Source organism: Shewanella sp. MMG014 (genome assembly GCF_018100775.1).
GTDB lineage: Bacteria > Pseudomonadota > Gammaproteobacteria > Enterobacterales > Shewanellaceae > Shewanella > Shewanella japonica.
Window position 1 is genome coordinate 94,574 of the sequence record NZ_JAGJDZ010000007.1, and the last position, 17,109, is coordinate 111,682.

The 17,109-nt window shown below is 41.2% G+C and carries 15 protein-coding genes and 1 riboswitch; of the genes, 8 read left to right on the plus strand and 7 right to left on the minus strand.

Going from position 1 to position 17,109, the window contains the following annotated elements; translation table 11 throughout:
- Positions 1-26: 26 nt before the first annotated feature.
- Complete coding sequence (locus tag J8L86_RS12745; RefSeq protein WP_211030644.1) at positions 27-287, minus strand: DUF5062 family protein; 261 nt, start codon at positions 285-287, stop codon at positions 27-29.
- Between the two features lie 195 nt (positions 288-482).
- On the opposite strand from J8L86_RS12745, the gene J8L86_RS12750 reads away from it, so the two are divergent.
- The 4 genes from J8L86_RS12750 to J8L86_RS12765 all read left to right on the plus strand — a co-directional run bounded on the left by J8L86_RS12750 (position 483) and on the right by J8L86_RS12765 (position 6,802).
- Entirely contained in the window at positions 483-1,664 is a 1,182-nt protein-coding gene (locus J8L86_RS12750; RefSeq protein ID WP_211030647.1) for a phosphotransferase, read from the plus strand.
- 257 nt (positions 1,665-1,921) lie between these two features.
- Positions 1,922-5,179: a winged helix-turn-helix domain-containing protein gene (locus J8L86_RS12755; RefSeq protein ID WP_211030650.1), complete on the plus strand. Its 3,258-nt coding sequence runs from the start codon at positions 1,922-1,924 to the stop codon at positions 5,177-5,179.
- A 14-nt stretch (positions 5,180-5,193) separates the two neighbouring features.
- Positions 5,194-5,556 (plus strand): DP-EP family protein, encoded by a 363-nt coding sequence (locus J8L86_RS12760; protein ID WP_211030653.1) that lies wholly within the window; start codon positions 5,194-5,196, stop codon positions 5,554-5,556.
- 121 nt (positions 5,557-5,677) lie between these two features.
- A complete protein-coding gene (locus J8L86_RS12765; protein WP_082972401.1) occupies positions 5,678-6,802 on the plus strand; it encodes a GGDEF domain-containing protein in 1,125 nt (374 codons plus the stop codon).
- A gap of 94 nt (positions 6,803-6,896) precedes the next feature.
- Here J8L86_RS12765 and J8L86_RS12770 read toward each other — a convergent pair whose 3' ends face one another.
- Positions 6,897-7,166, minus strand: a complete 270-nt coding sequence (locus J8L86_RS12770; protein ID WP_211030656.1) for a DUF6482 family protein — start codon at positions 7,164-7,166, stop codon at positions 6,897-6,899.
- A gap of 208 nt (positions 7,167-7,374) precedes the next feature.
- On the opposite strand from J8L86_RS12770, the gene J8L86_RS12775 reads away from it, so the two are divergent.
- Positions 7,375-7,752 carry a DUF805 domain-containing protein gene (locus J8L86_RS12775; protein ID WP_211030658.1) on the plus strand — a complete coding sequence of 126 codons (378 nt, stop codon included), beginning with the start codon at positions 7,375-7,377 and terminating at the stop codon, positions 7,750-7,752.
- A gap of 398 nt (positions 7,753-8,150) precedes the next feature.
- Positions 8,151-8,279, plus strand: a riboswitch (glycine riboswitch).
- Between the two features lie 155 nt (positions 8,280-8,434).
- Positions 8,435-9,808: a sodium:alanine symporter family protein gene (locus J8L86_RS12780; RefSeq protein WP_065109709.1), complete on the plus strand. Its 1,374-nt coding sequence runs from the start codon at positions 8,435-8,437 to the stop codon at positions 9,806-9,808.
- A gap of 6 nt (positions 9,809-9,814) precedes the next feature.
- Here the strand turns inward: J8L86_RS12780 and J8L86_RS12785 are convergent, their stop codons facing one another.
- The 4 genes from J8L86_RS12785 to J8L86_RS12800 form a co-directional block, all read right to left on the minus strand.
- Positions 9,815-10,543 (minus strand): transporter substrate-binding domain-containing protein, encoded by a 729-nt coding sequence (locus J8L86_RS12785; RefSeq protein WP_065109708.1) that lies wholly within the window; start codon positions 10,541-10,543, stop codon positions 9,815-9,817.
- 376 nt (positions 10,544-10,919) lie between these two features.
- The gene (locus tag J8L86_RS12790) at positions 10,920-11,822 is read right to left on the minus strand and encodes a cation transporter (RefSeq protein WP_065109706.1); all 903 of its coding nucleotides are present in this window, start codon (positions 11,820-11,822) and stop codon (positions 10,920-10,922) included.
- A 195-nt stretch (positions 11,823-12,017) separates the two neighbouring features.
- Positions 12,018-12,896 (minus strand): LysR family transcriptional regulator, encoded by an 879-nt coding sequence (locus J8L86_RS12795; protein ID WP_055022831.1) that lies wholly within the window; start codon positions 12,894-12,896, stop codon positions 12,018-12,020.
- Between the two features lie 35 nt (positions 12,897-12,931).
- Positions 12,932-13,771: a hypothetical protein gene (locus tag J8L86_RS12800; protein WP_211030660.1), complete on the minus strand. Its 840-nt coding sequence runs from the start codon at positions 13,769-13,771 to the stop codon at positions 12,932-12,934.
- A gap of 190 nt (positions 13,772-13,961) precedes the next feature.
- Here J8L86_RS12800 and J8L86_RS12805 point away from each other — a divergent pair, with 190 nt between their 5' ends.
- Positions 13,962-14,267, plus strand: coding sequence for a hypothetical protein (locus tag J8L86_RS12805; RefSeq protein ID WP_211030662.1), 306 nt, complete (start codon positions 13,962-13,964; stop codon positions 14,265-14,267).
- 119 nt (positions 14,268-14,386) lie between these two features.
- Positions 14,387-14,758, plus strand: coding sequence for a response regulator (locus J8L86_RS12810; RefSeq protein WP_055022834.1), 372 nt, complete (start codon positions 14,387-14,389; stop codon positions 14,756-14,758).
- Between the two features lie 156 nt (positions 14,759-14,914).
- On the opposite strand, the gene J8L86_RS12815 is transcribed toward J8L86_RS12810, so the two are convergent.
- Positions 14,915-16,984 carry a S9 family peptidase gene (locus tag J8L86_RS12815; RefSeq protein ID WP_211030665.1) on the minus strand — a complete coding sequence of 690 codons (2,070 nt, stop codon included), beginning with the start codon at positions 16,982-16,984 and terminating at the stop codon, positions 14,915-14,917.
- Positions 16,985-17,109: the final 125 nt, after the last annotated feature.

The window sequence follows — 17,109 nt, forward strand, 5'->3', positions numbered from 1 at the left end:
ATGCAATGCAGAGTATCGCCTCAATATTAATTCAGTAACGGGTGCTCTGGCGGTAGTTGCTTGCTTATCCATAACACCAGTTTGTGTTTTCTGTTTGGGCCGTCATCTTTATCTTCAGCTAATCCTTGGATCAGGCCGTCTTGTACCAGTAAACGATAAATACATTCCACTTTATCCTTTGGTGAAATCCCCACTCCAAAATCTTTAAAACCTCTTTTTTTGGCATATCCTTCACCAATTTCCATCGCAAGTTTCAATAACTTGCTGTCATTCTTGCCTGGTTTCATCTTCAACTCCAGTCAGGTTTCAATTCATTAAAACTACGCTATTTACTTTAAAACTCAATGGCTAAATCTTAAGAGTTGAGAACTATTTCACTTAAACTGGCATTTATTCATTCAATTGTGCTGCACTAAAACATACAATTCTTAGCGTATGCCAACTTCTCTGCATGCCCAATTACGCTAAGGCCAATAACACAAATGAACACCAATCTCCTTCAAGTCGCACCATCAATCATTGACACCATAAAGCGTCAAATGAATGCGGAGCAAGTAATTAGGCTTGAACTAATTCAATCACTTTGGAGCGGTTATGGTGAGCTATTTAGAGTTTATTTATCAGGTTCAAATACCCCATCGGTTATTGTAAAGCACATAAAATTGCCAACTCAATATGCGAAGGCTTGCGTTAGTGAAGGTAGTATCAATAAAGATAATCTTATTGAAGAGGCGCACATTGATGATAGTTTGCCAAATTCAGTTCACCCTAAAGGCTGGAATACCAGCTTATCCCATCAACGTAAGCTCAAATCTTATCAAGTTGAAGTCAATTGGTACCAAGCCTACGCCAATGAATTAAGCGCATTGGGATCTCGTGATAATAATGCCGACAAGCTCGATTTAAGCACCCTCGGTGATAATGCAAACAGCCCAGTGCCCCACTGTTTGTATGTCGAGCAGACGAGTAACGAAACCTTACTTATTCTAGAAGATTTGCACACACTTGGATTTAATCAGGTATTAAAGCACGCCAATAACACTGCTATATCAGCCTGCCTAAAATGGTTAGGTCATTTCCATGGGCGATACATGTTCATCAACAAGGTTTCAAGTCTGCCAAGGGAAAATGAGCAATATCAAGATTTATGGCAACAAGGCGGCTATTGGCACCTAAGTACTCGCCCAGACGAGCTTGCAGCACTCAGTGATCTACGCTTAAAAAATGCAGCGTCTTTGCTCGATAAAGCGTTAAGTGAGTGCCAATATCAAACGTTAATTCATGGCGATGCCAAATTGGCAAACTTCTGCTTTAGCGAAAACCATCAACACGCTGCAGCGGTAGACTTCCAATACATAGGTAAAGGTTGCGGCATGAAAGATGTGGCGTTGTTTCTAAGTAGTGTACTGTCCTTCAAAGAAAGCGCAGCCCAAATCAATGCCTATTTAGATGAGTATTTTGCTTCATTAACCACAAGCCTTTCCAAACACCACCCAACACTTGATAGCAATCAAGTGATACAAACTTGGCGCCCATTATACGCCATTGCGTGGGCTGATTTTCAGCGGTTTATTAAAGGCTGGAGTCCTATTCACCAAAAGATTAATCACTATACTGAAGCCCTCACAGCTCAAGCACTGAATTTCATTGAAACAAAACGCTGAGTCATTAACATCCCAGCAAATCCACTTATAACACTAATGCACTACCACAGCGGTTTAGCCTCTTTTTTATTGCCAGTAACGACATAAAACCACCTAACCCCATCGACTATAGGTTGATATTTACACAAGTATTCACACTTTAAGTGGTTACATCTCTACCCATTAATTGATATAACTAAATGCTAATGAAACGCACTCGCGGTTAGCTAGTACCGAATGCATGATGCAACGCGCTGATTTTTCGATGGAATGTAACAATGAAGAAAGAGATTTTTTTCTTTGGTGAGTGGCAGGTTGACCCCAACAGTAATAGCCTAAAATTCGGTAAAAAAACCAAACAGCTTGAACCCAAAGCAATGGACGTGCTGATCTTGTTATGCGAGCGCAGCGGCGAAGTACTCAGTAGCGATGATATCGTCAACGATTGCTGGCCCGACTCCGACATTGGCGACAATCCACTTCATAAAATTATTAACCAATTACGCCGCGCTTTCGATGACAAGGCCACCTCGCCACGTTATATCGAAACCATACGTAAACGTGGCTATCGCACCATTGCAGAGGTCAATTTTCCTATTGGTCATGAAACCCTAGCCGAGCAACAACAATGGCAATCAGGTTCTCCATTTCCTGGGCTTCAAGCCTACTCAGAACAATATTCACAAGTCTTCTTCGGCCGCAGTAAACAAATCAGTGTGTTACTAGAGCGGATAAGCCAGCAAGTAAAATTTGGTCGCGGCTTTTGTTTATTACTGGGCCCTAGCGGCAGTGGTAAGTCATCGTTAATTAATGCAGGGATCATTCCCAACTTAATGGTCGGTTCTGGTTACAACGGTGTTCATGTGGCGACTTACGGTAGCCTCGATTTTGCTGATGTGGCTAAATCGAAATTATTCATCGAACTCGCAGGCATAATGCTCGACTGGGAAATCAATGATATCCCTGTATTTGATGGTGACAGCGCCGACTCTTTATCCCACAGACTCATTACTGAGCCACAAGCCATCGTTCAGCAATGCAAGCAAGCCATTAAATCGAACCAACAATTGCACACCCACTTTGCGCTATTTATCGATAGGCTCGAAGTCTTATTGTCATCACCTTTGTTCAGCCAAGAGCAGCGCAATGCATTTGTAAATATATTGGAGCAGCTTGCTAATTCAGGCTGTGTGTTAGTGCTCAGTGCTTGTCGAAATGAGTTTTACCCATTACTGGTTGGCTACCCCAGCTTAATGACCGGAAAAGGCCGTGGTGCGCATTTTGACTTATCACCGCCTACCCGTAGCGAATTACTGCAAATGATCCGCTTACCTGCCGTAGCAGCCAACTTAACGTGGAGCAGCGACCCTGACACTGCCACCCCATTAGATGAAATTTTATGTGCCGAAGCTGCCAGTAACCCAGATGCGCTGCCCATGTTGCAATACATGTTGCAAGCACTGTACTTGCAACGTAGCCAAGACAATCAGCTATTGTTCAGCGTTTACCAAAAACTAGGGGGTATTGAGGGGGCTATCGGTAAAAATGCCGAAGATGCCATAGCAGAACTTACCCCACAGCAAAAAGCCAGTTTACCCCATGTGTTTTCGCTACTTGTCACCTTACGGGAAGACGAGACCTCGATCACCAGTCGAACAGCCCGCTGGGCGCAGCTGCATACTAAAGAGGAACGAACCCTCACCCAAGCCATGATCAACAGCCGTTTATTCGTATCCAATTTACAAAATGGCGAACCCAGCTTTAGCATTGCCCACGAGGCACTGCTAAGACGATGGCCACGTGCCACATCATGGATATCAGAACATAATCAAAGCATTCGTATTAAAAGCCGGCTGCACCATTTATCAAGCCGTTGGGTACAAGAAAATAAAAATCATGCTTACTTACTGGCTGATGGTAAACCGCTGCGTGAAGCGCAATTGCTAAAAGATAATCCACTGTTTGATTTAGAGCCTCAAGAAATAGAGCTCATTAACGCCTCAAGCAAACATGAAAAAGTAAGGCGTTGGCAAAAAACCTTCACCATCTCATTACTATTTTTACTCACTATCACCTCAATACTTGCCAGTGTTCGCAGTTTTGAGGCTGAGCAAATGGCTTTACAAAAACGCCAAGCAGCCGAAAATTTGCTGGGGTTCATGGTCGGTGATTTCGCCGACAAAATGCGCGGTATTGGCAGAATGGACTTACTTGATGGGATCAGTAATAAAGCATTGGAGTATTTCAGTGACGCTTCGAACCCAAACGATACCAACTTGAGTTTTGAGTCCCGTTTTCAACACGGTCAAACACTCGAAGCCATGGGTGAAGTAGCCTATTCACGGGGTAAAAACACCGAAGCCCAAAATGCGCTTTTAGCATCGAGAGAAAAGCTCACCGCATTACTGATTGAACAACCTGAGCATTTCGAGTTACTCAAAACTTTAGGCGCTAATGCATTTTGGTTAGGACAATTGGATTACGATCAAAGTGATTGGCAAGCTGCTAAAGCGTGGTTTGAACAATACTTAGTTTACAGTCAAACCATGTATGAAATTGCACCAGATAATAATGAAGCAATTATGGAGTTTTCTTACGCAAATAATTCATTGGGCTCTATACACATAGAAGAGCAGAACTTTATTTCAGCTTTAGATTTTTTTAATCGCTCTCTTGCATTAAAAAAGCTTGCTTTAGCTAAAGACCCCGAAAATATTCAGCTTGTTGCGGATATTGCAGACACTCAATCTTGGCAAGCTAATGCGGTCATATCACAAGGAGATTTACACACGGCAATAGAAATACATAAACGGCTACAGTCAGAGCTATTAAATAGTAATTTAGAATTAACCCCTTATGCATTAGATAGATTATTCGCTAGCTATAAAATTCACTCTGAATTACTTCGATTGCAAAACCATAAACAACAAGCTTTTGATGTCATACAGCTAAGTTTAAACGCTATCAATAAAGCTATAAGCCAAGACCCAAATAATGAACACTGGCAAATATATAGATTTAACTCCCTATTTCGATTACTAGAGTTAGTTGATAAAGAAACCCATCACAAAATTAAACATGATGTTGAAGAACTTGCAGAAATGCTCAGTTCAAACAATCAATTAAAACTTTCTAATAATAACAGATACATATGGGCTATTTACCATCTCTCATCAGCTAGACATTTTTACCTATTACAAAGGTTCGAAGATAGCTATCAATATGCATCAATCGCAACTGACTTATTTCATGAAATTTCTATCACATATCAAAAAGATGTCAGTTATAAAGCTTTACTATCTTCAAGCCAGTTATTAGTACATACAACTGCTGGAATCATTAAACACGACAAATTAGACCCATCTCCATGTGAGCAATCTATAAATAGACTTGCTCCATTAATCGAAAATAATAAAAGCCCAGAAATACTAATCCCTTATTTAAAAGCCTTACATTGCCTTAGGTTAGATCCTAAGGATGAGAACCTTACTAGCATCGTCAAAAATGCTGGCATTAATTTTATGAACATTCACTAACTATTGGAGTCCTTATGTTAAATACTACCGGCAAAGCCACATTCATAACAGTTACTGTTACATTAGATAAAAATGAAGTACCTATTTTTGATTACAGTAATGAAACAGGCAACGTCGAAGTGTCTGGAGCAAGTACAATTACTTATATTCTTGATGATAATACGAATAAAGGCTTGAAATTTACTAGTGCTGCATTCAATACGCCATTCGATGGTATTGTTGATGCAGTGACGGTGAGTTCTGATGGAAAGATTATCCAGTTAATGGATCTCGATAAGGTGGTTGGTAAAACCACATTTCAATTTATTTTATCAAATACAGACAACACCTTGATGCTAATCAGTAAAGACCCTCAGGTAATAAACATAAAGGTTTAATTAATTCATAACCTTAATGCAGAAGGTTAGCGAAAGGTTATAGCTAACAGAGTTCGATAGAGTATTAACTAGAAAAAGCAGTTACTGCGATGATGTTAACAATCTAGTAAGGATACTCGTTATGTTACAACTCACTTCCACAGCAGAGAATAAGCTGAATCAGTTTTCTCATGTGAATATGAATGCGCTCATTGGCGGCCACTTTGGCGCTATTGAGCAGCCACCAAAACATAATGTCAATCCTGTAACCATTCCTCTCGCCAAACAACCAGATCACATTCCATTAGGTGGAAATGCCCTCAGTTCATTATCAACTTTAGTCGACTATATGATGGAAGCGATGATAGTAGTCGATGAGTTTGGCAATATTCAAATGGCTAACACTCACGCTGCCGCACTATTATTAAGCCCATCAGCAAACAATACCGCTTCAGCTTTTAAATCTCACCTTGGCGAAAATAGCGCAACTCAAAGTTCAGTAAACTCATTGCTCGGTCGACGCTGGCAGTCCTATTTGTGTGAGCCACAAAAATCATTATATCAATCTATGATTATTGCCTCGCAAATTGCGCCAAGACCATTAAACCATTTGCCCACTGAAACCACATTAAATCTATCTAACGGACAAAGTATTGATGTTGAAATGTCAGTGACTCATTTTCCGATGACAGCGCCATTGTTCGGGATCATTTTACGAGATTTAAGCCAGTTTAGAGCCGAATATCAACAGCTTTATAAATGGGCATCGACTGATTGTTTAACTGAATTAGCGAACAGAAGAGTATTTGATGCAGACTTAAAACATCATTGGAAAAACTGCCTTGAACAAGGCGATCCGATCAGTGTATTAATCATCGATATTGATCACTTTAAATCATTTAATGATAACCATGGCCATGTCATGGGCGATCGTTGTTTACAAAAGATAGCCAAAGCAATTAAAAGCGCCTTACCTAATGAAGATTGCACCGCAGCGCGCTATGGCGGTGAAGAGTTTGCTTTAGTGATGCCTAACTGCAATACCGAAGAAGTGCAGCAAACTGCACAGTTAATACAGCAAAACATTAATGCATTGACCTATATAGATATCGGTTTGGATATCTCAGTTACAGTCAGTGTAAGCCAAGGTCATGCTAGTGAAATTAACGGCCAATTTAGAACGGCAAATGCATTATTGTGCGCTGCTGACACCGCGCTATATCGCGCTAAAGCTGATGGCCGCAATCGCATTAATGCTTGCTGCTAGTTAACTCAATTGATGCGGGCTTAGTACCTTGGCTATATCTATAGCTAGGGGCTTAGCTACGGCTATACCAAAGCTCGCAATCTTGCCTAACTCACTACAGGTTAATCACTTGCTGATATTTGCCTGCATTTTCTAGCCCACACATTTCATCATAGGCGGTTTGGTATTCAAGGTTGGCAATAGAATAGTCATGGCTTTTAAGCAGCGCTTTCGCTTCTACAATTGAATGCACACATTCGCCAGCACCTTGACCCGTTAAGCCAACAAAGTTATTTCCGGCATCTGTCAGCCCCACTAAATAATGAGTCGCATCTGCCACACCAATTATCGTCGCGATATTGCCTGATTGATTAACATTTTCCATGTACTGCACCCAATAGTTAACTTGCTTCATAAAGTGCAATACGTAAGCCAACCGTAAACAGTTCAAAAAACAAGCATCAATACGCTAAAGCATTTACGTTAATCGTTTTGCATAACTCCTATAGCCAGCTTGCACACATGTGTATTTTCTAAGGTATAACTGATATAACTATATGATTATAAAGTGAGCTAACTAACAAGGAATGATCATGGATTGGTATATTAAAGTACTGAAGAATTACATTAACTTTAAAGACCGAGCACGCAGAAAGGAATATTGGTTCTTTGTATTATTCAATGTTATTGCTGGAATACTTTTAGGTATCGTGGATAACATCACAGGCACGCTTAACCAAGAAACGGGTTATGGTTTATTAAGTGGCATTTATTCTCTAGCGGTATTCTTACCTGCCCTTGGGGTATCTGTGCGCCGCCTTCATGACACGGATCGATCGGGTTGGTGGATCCTCATTGCACTTATACCGCTTATCGGCGCATTGATATTATTGTATTTCTTTGTGTCTGATAGCCAAGAGGAAACCAATCGCTTTGGTCCTAATCCTAAAGGTAACGAAGTCGAAATCTAATCTTTGAAACACACGGGTTCAACGCTATGGGCAGTGAGTTAACTTACTGTCCTTTTTTATTACTGCCTGTTTGTTACTGCCTATTTATTACTGCCAGTTTGTTCCTGCCTATTTATTACCCCCCTTTCACTATCCCCTGTGCAAATTAACTGCAGGTAAACACCCTCAATATCAAACTGTGATCCGCATCTCTTGAGCCAATCAGTGATATCCCGCATGCTAATTGCCCTTTTTGATTAATGGCTTGTTATTTAACACGCATTTTCAAAAAGATCCGTTCGGATGAAGGTAGCAGGAGAGTGGGGACTAACCCCACACCGACGAGGCAACTTTAGTTAGTGGATTATCCGCTAGTAAAGCACTCTTTCAGGTGCCACATTGTGGTGAGGACTGTTACTGGACGAGCCTCTGGAGAGACTGTAAACAAACGCTATTCGTCAGCGATTGTCATTACAGCGCCGAAGGCGAAAGTGAGGCTGACTTATCAGTCACGCGAAACGCTCAGGCAAAAGGACAGAGGAGAGGATGACTGTATTCATTTATGGTCACTGTCGTTTGTTGCTGCGCCTAAAATCTACCTATGTGGGTGGATGCTCTGTCAGTTGCCCTCTTCAGTACCACATAACAGCCATATCTTTTCCTCCTCCATATTAATTTTGTTGTTTAATATTCGAGGAACACCATGAACTTTCACGCGCTATTAGCTGATATCAATGCCATTGTTTGGGGCCCAATCACCCTATGCTTACTGGTTGGTACCGGTCTTTATCTCACTATTCGGCTTAAACTATTACAAATATTTCAGCTCCCTTTTGCCTTAAGTTTGTTATTCAAACCTGCAACAGGCAAAGGTGACTTATCATCATTTGCAGCCTTGTGTACTGCCCTATCGGCGACCATAGGTACAGGTAATATCGTCGGGGTAGCTACTGCGATAAAAATTGGTGGCCCAGGTGCATTATTTTGGATGTGGTTAGCCGCCTTTTTTGGCATGGCAACCAAGTACGCCGAATGCATGCTAGCGGTTAAGTATCGCACCACGGATGCCAAAGGTAATATTGCTGGCGGCCCTATGTATTACATTGAACAAGGGCTTGGCCTAAAATGGCTAGCCAAAATCTTTGCGGTATTTGGTGTTGGTGTGGCGTTTTTTGGCATTGGTACTTTTGCCCAAGTGAATGCCATTAGCGATGCCATGACGATTGCGTTCAATGTACCTACATGGGTGACAGCAATTGTACTGACAACAATGGTGGCAGCAGTCACATTGGGCGGCGTCAAACGTATTGCAAATGTCGCTCAAAAGCTGGTGCCTACAATGGCGCTGGGCTATGTTTTAGCGTGTATTTGGATTCTGTTTAGCTTTTCAGAGCAAATTATACCGGCGCTCGAATTAGTAGTTCACTCAGCCTTTACCCCCATTTCAGCTGCAGGTGGATTTTTAGGTGCGACTGTTGCTCAGGCGATACAAATAGGTATTGCCCGAGGTGTTTTTTCAAATGAATCTGGCTTAGGTAGTGCCCCAATTGCCGCTGCTGCTGCCAAAACTAAAGAACCTGTAGAGCAAGGTCTTGTCAGTATGACGGGGACCTTTTTTGATACCATTTTGATTTGTACCATGACAGGTTTAGTCCTGATTATTACGGGTGTTTGGAATGGTGATACTGCGGGTGCTGCAATGACCAGTGCCGCATTTTCAACGGGAGGCTCAGCCATTGTCGGTCAATATATTGTGACAATAGCGCTAGTGTGCTTTGCCTTCACGACAATTCTTGGCTGGCATTACTACGGTGAACGTTGTTGGTACTACCTAACTCACAAACGCCTAGGAGACCAAGGGATTAAGGTGTATCAATTAACCTTCTTAGGCTTGATTGCTGTCGGTGCATTTATTCAATTAGATTTAATTTGGATGCTTGCCGATACTGTTAACGGCTTAATGGCCATACCAAATTTAATTGCAATTATTGGCTTAAGACATGTCATTATGACAGAGACACATCATTATTTTGAACGAAAGAAAAAGCAGTTTTCACAGGTAAAACTGGCAAATTAGTACCTGCTACAAATAGAGTTCTGTTTTGGTGTACTTGTCAATTAAGTCTTGAATGGTGCCGTCATTTTTTAACTCTAAAATGGCGGCATTAATTTGTGGCATTAACGCTTGATGCTCTTTCCTTAAGCGCATGACTAACACCCCTTTTGAATGAATAGCAGCTAATGCGATTGGGAGGTTGAGCTTTTTCGCCCAATACAAAGCAGGTAAATCTCCCGAAATGGCAGCATCAACTCTGTTTTTATGCAGAGCTTTTATTAATTGTTTTTCAGAACTGAAGTCCACTCGAGTAAAAATATCATCATCGTGGTACAAATAGCCAAATACAGTGCCTATTGGCTGCCCTTTGATCTTAGCAATGTTAGACCAAGCCTCCTGATTCTCTTTAAGCGTTATGATGTTTTCTTGAATATGAAGCACTGGCTCTGACTGAACAAATTGCGCTCCCATATCTCCATCAGCAAACCAACTTGGACTCACAAAATCAAAATCTAATAACCCTTTTTCAAGTGCTTGATTTGTACGTTGGGGAGGAAAATCATGGCGCTCGATGTCGATTGAAGCCGTTGCAAGGATTTGCGGAACTAACTCACCTAATATACCTGAGTTATTCGCGTCTTCGGTAATATAATAGGGCACCCAACTACTTGAGCCATTGACATTATATTTAAGAGTGGTGGCATGCAGTTTTGCATGAAACAGCAAAACTGCACTCAGCAAGAATAAGTAGTACATTTTATGCAAATAATTATCCCCCAAAACGTACACACTTTAAAAAAGTGCCATCAAAATTAAATTTATCAACACCTTAAACTAAAACAATTGCGCAACATTGTTAAGCTGATTTTAGCCTTACTTAGAAAAAATAGCGTTCTGAAGATGACAAAAGCAGCGCCAAACTCGGCTTTTGTTCACTTAACTCACTCATTAGTAATTGATTCTTATCAAACTAGCAATATAAGCGATCGCTTAATTAGCGTTTCAGTTTACATTACCAGTGAATCAAGTCATAGGCTAACCAAGTGGTTTATTCGAAGTGATGTGTTAAATGAGTCATCGATGTTGCAGTAAATTGGGTATTGGTTAGTCGCACCAACATTATGGCGGCGCGCTACTTCGCTTCTGTCACAATATCTAAGTTGAGCTTAATATCTAATGATAACGTCGCTAATTTTTTATCCATCAATGCACGGATCTTTTGCAAGTCCGGTAATAGTTGATTCGACTTCTTCGGGTTTACATTAATGTTAACCATCAACTCGGGACCTACTTTAGCAATACCTGTAATCTCAAGCTCTTGTAGGCTAGAACCGTTGGCCTCTGAGACACTTTCATGCACTAGAGAGCAAATCTCTTGGCTCGGCTTCATCATCAGCAGCTCTCTTAACGCACCAGTGAGCATGGTTAATGGCACCGATATAAAGTAACTACCGATAAGCAGCATCATGACAGAGTCTGCGTAGACGGCATATGCATGCCAAGGTGTATATGCCATTAACACAGCAATAATAAAGCCTGCACAAACTGCTGCACTGATAATGGTATCCATCTTCCACTGTTTTATTTCAGCAGCAAATAAGCCCGAGCGCTGCGGCCCGTTTTGGCGAGCTAAAAACCACCAAACACCAGCACACCCTAATAAACCAATGAAACCAAAGACAGCCGCAATAGACATATCAATGGCTTTACCACCACTTAGTATTGTTGTCATCGCTGACGATAAGCTAAAGCACAGCAACATTAAAATCACCGTACCTTTAATTGCCACCACGAGGGGTTCGATGATCGCTTTGCCAAACGCAAATTGAGATCTTGAGGGAGCACGCATGTAACTCGAGGCGGCTAATGAAAGCATGGTAAGAAATAAACTCATCAGCGAATAAGCACCGTCAAATAAAATGACAACTGAGCCGCTTAACCCACCCACTGCAACACCTAACACAGCAAACGCTAACGCTGCTGCAGCGGAAAACTTAAGTAATTGTTTGTCTTTATTTTTATCTCTTACACACATGAATTATCACCAATTAAAACCTGTGGTAATTATTGTCATTGGTGACTATTTTCTCAACAGTGATTCTTGGTAATAACAACCCCAAGATAGGACTAAGTATATAAATTGATATAAATCATAAAGTTAATGCACACATTAAGCGTCAAAAAACATGACACTCAGTGAGTTAGTGATACATTCGAAGGCTGAAAGGCATTAAAACTTAAACAGATAATCGCTGATCTGATCGCACAGCCAAGCGACACTTTCAGGTTGTGCGCTGCCTGGCATTGAAAACATGCAGTAATCTTCGTGGGTTAACCCATAGGTATGTTTTATCACCGCCAGTTTTTGATTTCTCAAATGAGGTCTAATCAATGGCTCAGGTAACACGCCCCATGCTTTTTCGGACATAATTGTATTCAACATATATTCGAAACTTGAAAAACCAATATGTCGCAATGAAAAAGGCTGTAATTCAGGGTTATCTTTGTCATTTAAGTAAACCATTACTGCTTGTAGTGATTCACGTAATTGGCTGTCCGACACCCGCTTAAGGCTCGCAAGTGGATGTGTATGCTCACACACTGACATCATTCGAATTCGCCCCAAGGGCAGATAGTCAGTATTGGCATCATCCACTCGTTCAAAATCAACACCAAAGGCAAAGTCCACTTGCCCAGTATTGACTAGATTAGCTAAATCACCACTTGATGCTAATACTGTATTCACTGTGGTTGCTGTGAAGTGGTTATTCAGTTCTATAATAAAGGTTTGCCATACTTCATCAGGAAAAGAATCATCCCTTGCTAGCCAAATTTCTGAACGAAACTTATCGATCGTTTGCTCGCAAGTCTGCTGAATACGCTCACATGTTGCGACGACACTTTCGCAGTCTTTGTAAATTGACTTGCCCACCTCAGACAAGACTAAACTGTTACCAGAACGCACAAATAATTTAGCTGAAAGGCTCGTTTCTAATGCCTTCATCGCCATACTCAGCTGAGTACGATTACTGTTTAGCTGTTTTGCCGCCGCAGTAACAGAACCGGTGTCGGCAATTGCACAAAAGATTTCAAGCTGTTTAAGATTCATAGTTCAGCCGCATATCGTAACGTTATAAAGAAGCTTTATTGCTGTTGGCGCAGGTTAAATTGCTTTTGTGCCAACGCGTTATATTGCTCCAACAAGGTTTGCTCACTCGTATTGAGTGACAATGCTTGTAAATCAATTTTTAGCAGGCCTTGGCGATTAAATTGACTCGCAAATGTCCCCATATTCAACATATCAACTTGCCAATCGGTTAATTGACCAATCACATAATTACCAAATTGAAAGGCTTCATATTCGTTCAGTAGCGTTAAAAAATCACTAAACCCAAAGCCCTTTAATTGCTTTTGAGCGTTGAATGCCGCTAGATACCCCTGAGAAATGGGATCGTTCTCACCGGATAAAGCTTGCTGAAATTGATATGAATGACGAGTTTCATGAACTAAAAATGCCAGTGAGGCATAAGGGTCTTCCTCTGCGAGTTTCTCAGGGTTGAGGTAAACAATGCCACTACCGCCTTTTTCCACATCGAAATCAAAATACACCATTTTGTTCGGATAGCTATGGTTATCAATAATTAATAGTGGAGTTTGGGTGCCAAAGCTTTGCACCGCTAAAGCAAATACCTTTTTAAGCCAAGGTATTTGCTCATCTATGGTTAAATCCGACCAATTTGCTATTGCTTCAGTCACATTTTTATCTTGGTTAATTAACCCAACTAAGCGGTCCGCATGGGATATTGTTAACGCATAAGCTGGTGCAAGGAAGGCATCACTTTGAGGCTGAAGTGCAAAAGCTTGCGGCGCTTGTTGCTGTAATGCTTGATTCGCGTAAAAGCGGTCAGCTGCAAATGATTGCGAGGGACTCAGCCACAATAAAACGATGATTAAAATGGTTGAGACTATTGTAAATTGAGGCATAGTAGACTGGCTTCCAGAAAGATTATTATTGTTATACTGAATATTGCAACGCGCTGATATCGCCAAAGAGTATCACTTATATTCGCCTTATTCAGCATAGATTTAATTGAACTAAATCCTGCTCCCATTGGACTAATAATAGTATTAAGCATGACATGTAAGGCTTTATTCCTACTGAGTATTAAGGCTAATGAACAAGAAACCTGATCGCATCACTGCAATGCAACAGATAATGACTCAGGTGAAAGCCACGTTTCCATTAACTGAGCCCGACACCTTTGTATGTGGCCCTGAAGGGAATTGCCAAGGTTGCCCGAAAAAGTTACTCGAATTGGTTGATAGCGAAATCAGCTATTGGGAAGCGGCAATTGAACATGGCAACACACCACTGCTTGGCGATATTAGTCGCTTTGCTAAACTGTGTAAAAATGTAAAACGTGGCCTAGATAGAAATGGCGTCATTGAAAAATATCGTCAATATAAACAGCCTGAATAGTAGTGCTTTCATCAAGTTAGCTTATGTTCTATGCTTAATTAGCCCTAGCAATTAATATTGTTTTACATACAATGATGAATATATCGGCAGCGATATCATAATACTAGAAAGAGGCACCAATGGATAAAGCGAAAATACTTGTGATAGACGACGATCCAATCTGTACCAGTATGATACTGGCGCTTCTTGGTGATGATTATCTGGTATTAACTGCCAACTCTGGTGACGGTGCGATTGAAGTACTCTCTTCAATGAAACCAGATCTTGTGTTTGTGGATATCACCATGCCTGATGTGAATGGCTATCAAGTGATTAAATACATGAAAGAGCATGAACTGACGCAGCATGTCCCTGTCGTGGTTATCAGCTCACTTACTGAAGAATCAGATCAAAAGTTAGCGCTTAAAATTGGCGCAGACGAATACCTCACTAAACCTATTCTTCCTAATACTGTGCAGCTTACTGTCGATAAGTATCTCGACGGAGCATAATCTTTACTGACACTTTTATCGCCTTAAATAAGGCGTTGTCGTTATTCTATTTCCAAGTTATAAAAATGCCGCAATCTACTGATTGCGGCATTTTTGATTGACTGAGATATCACTCACCACGCTATTGAATAGTGAATGAACTCGATAAATTAAGCATTACTTAGCACCTGGCTCTGCATGCTGATTCATCCATTTTTCAACTTCGTTATACCAGTAAATTGAGTTATTCGGCTTCATGATCCAGTGGTTTTCGTCTGGGAAGTAGATCATTCGCGACTCAATACCTTTGGTTTGAAGCGTACGGAATAACTCAAAACCTTGACCTACTGGTACACGGTAATCTAATTGGCCATGAACCACTAAGGTTGGAGTATTAAAGTTTTCAGCACCGTAATGCGGAGAGATTGATTTATAAATCTCAGGATTATCCCAGTAGTCACCAAAGCGTGTACTATGCACCGAGAAATCGGCTGCCATTTGCGAGTACATGTTGTAAACCGCAGCATGAATGAACAATGCATTAAATGGCTGATCTTTTTGACCTAAAATAATCGATGATAAGTAGCCACCGTAGCTTGCGCCACCAGCAACTAAACGTTCGTTATCAATCCAATCTTTTGCTTTAAACCAATCCGTTGCTTTAAATACATCTTCCAGCGACTTGTTTTTCCAGTCTGGGTTAATGCTATCAGTGTAGTCTTGGCCAAAACTATTTGAGCCATGGAAGTTAGGCCATGCTGTGACATAGCCCCAAGAGGCAAATGTTTGTGCATTCCAGCGATAATGAAAACCATCAGAAATCGCGCTGTGAGGACCACCATGAATCAACATCATTAGTGGGTATTTTTTACTTTTATCAAACCCTGGCGGGTAATGTACCCACATTTGCACATCTTCGTCGTTATAGCCTTTATAGGTCACTGACTCATATGTACCCATATCTACATTCGCTAGAATGTCATCATTAAAACTATCTAAACGCGTGGTTTTGCCATTGCTAGGATTAATTTTAACTAAGCGAGCTGGGTATAAAAAGCTATCATTTGCAGCCACTATCGTGCCGTCATTCGCAATAGCAGGTGCACCGAAGTTGGTTTGCTTGGTAATCGGTTTTACCTTGCCATTACTGACATTGATGTGGAAAATGCGGCGAGTGGCAGCATCATCAATAGCCGCATAAAAACCTTTGTTATCAGCCGTCCAGCTAAAGCGGGCAACAGAGCGATCCCAGTCAGTTGTGATCACACGTTCAGTACGCTTTTTCACATCCAATAACACAAGGTTTGCTGTATCAGCGTAAAAACCATGGATAAGCTGGCGGGTAAACGCTAACGTTTTACCATCTGGGCTAAAGGTAGGGTTTGAATCTGGCGCTTCGTTCTTAGGCGTTAAGTTAACCACTTTACCGCTGCCAATTTTCGCCATGAAAATATCAACTTTTGGATCAACCTGATTGTCCCAACCATTACTGTTAAACGCAATGAACTGTTCGTCAGGCGAAATATCGTAGTTGCCACTGCTTTGTGATGAACGTGGCAGTTGCTTATTCAGTGGTTGAGTGATCGCTTCTACTTCACCACCCTTTGCCGGAATACGAAATACATGCGCTTGTCTGTCTTCTTCAATCCAGTGATCAAAGCTTGAAAAAGGTAATGCATTCCACTGATGCGCAGAAACTTTATTGTCTTTATTCGCTTTTAACTGAGTTGCCATTTCATCCCAATTTTTACCAGGGAAGATACGGCTAATGAAGTAGACATTTTCGCCAACCCATTTAAGGCCTTTAACGCCACCTGGCACATTAGTTAAGCGCTGTGCTTCGCCCGCTTTGTCCAATGGGAGTAAATACACTTGGCCAGCATCATCTTTATTACGCTTACTGATAAACGCGAGTGTTTTACCGTCAGGAGAAAACGTCGCCTCACTTGCACGTTGCCCTTCAGCAGTCAGCGCGCGTTGACCTTTACCGTCTTTATCAAATAGCCACAACTGAGTGGCGCCTTTGTCTTCAGGCACATCATATTGAGTAACAGGGGCAATAATGTACTCACCATTAGGCGAAATAATTGGATTGCCAATTCGGCTTAATTGCCAAAGCACATCAACTGATAACTTTGTATTTTGTTCTGCTTGATTTTGCACTGAATGCGCTGATTTTGTTGGCTCTGCGGCGATTGACGCTGCAGGCATCAACAAGCACATAAGCACTATCCCAACTTTCTTCACGAGAGGACTCCTTGATTTATTTATTGTTATTTTCTTCATTACTCGCATTTTATCGTCATGCCAGTCAGTACAGCTAGTAATAAATGTTAATCGAATTAACACCGAGAGAACGGGACAACCATCAC

Coding starts and splice junctions, on each gene's coding strand:
- J8L86_RS12745 (WP_211030644.1), bottom strand. CDS start 287: ATGAAACCAGGCAAGAATGACAGCAAGTTATTGAAACTTGCGATGGAA.
- J8L86_RS12750 (WP_211030647.1), top strand. CDS start 483: ATGAACACCAATCTCCTTCAAGTCGCACCATCAATCATTGACACCATA.
- J8L86_RS12755 (WP_211030650.1), top strand. CDS start 1,922: ATGAAGAAAGAGATTTTTTTCTTTGGTGAGTGGCAGGTTGACCCCAAC.
- J8L86_RS12760 (WP_211030653.1), top strand. CDS start 5,194: ATGTTAAATACTACCGGCAAAGCCACATTCATAACAGTTACTGTTACA.
- J8L86_RS12765 (WP_082972401.1), top strand. CDS start 5,678: ATGTTACAACTCACTTCCACAGCAGAGAATAAGCTGAATCAGTTTTCT.
- J8L86_RS12770 (WP_211030656.1), bottom strand. CDS start 7,166: ATGGAAAATGTTAATCAATCAGGCAATATCGCGACGATAATTGGTGTG.
- J8L86_RS12775 (WP_211030658.1), top strand. CDS start 7,375: ATGGATTGGTATATTAAAGTACTGAAGAATTACATTAACTTTAAAGAC.
- J8L86_RS12780 (WP_065109709.1), top strand. CDS start 8,435: ATGAACTTTCACGCGCTATTAGCTGATATCAATGCCATTGTTTGGGGC.
- J8L86_RS12785 (WP_065109708.1), bottom strand. CDS start 10,543: ATGTACTACTTATTCTTGCTGAGTGCAGTTTTGCTGTTTCATGCAAAA.
- J8L86_RS12790 (WP_065109706.1), bottom strand. CDS start 11,822: ATGTGTGTAAGAGATAAAAATAAAGACAAACAATTACTTAAGTTTTCC.
- J8L86_RS12795 (WP_055022831.1), bottom strand. CDS start 12,896: ATGAATCTTAAACAGCTTGAAATCTTTTGTGCAATTGCCGACACCGGT.
- J8L86_RS12800 (WP_211030660.1), bottom strand. CDS start 13,771: ATGCCTCAATTTACAATAGTCTCAACCATTTTAATCATCGTTTTATTG.
- J8L86_RS12805 (WP_211030662.1), top strand. CDS start 13,962: ATGAACAAGAAACCTGATCGCATCACTGCAATGCAACAGATAATGACT.
- J8L86_RS12810 (WP_055022834.1), top strand. CDS start 14,387: ATGGATAAAGCGAAAATACTTGTGATAGACGACGATCCAATCTGTACC.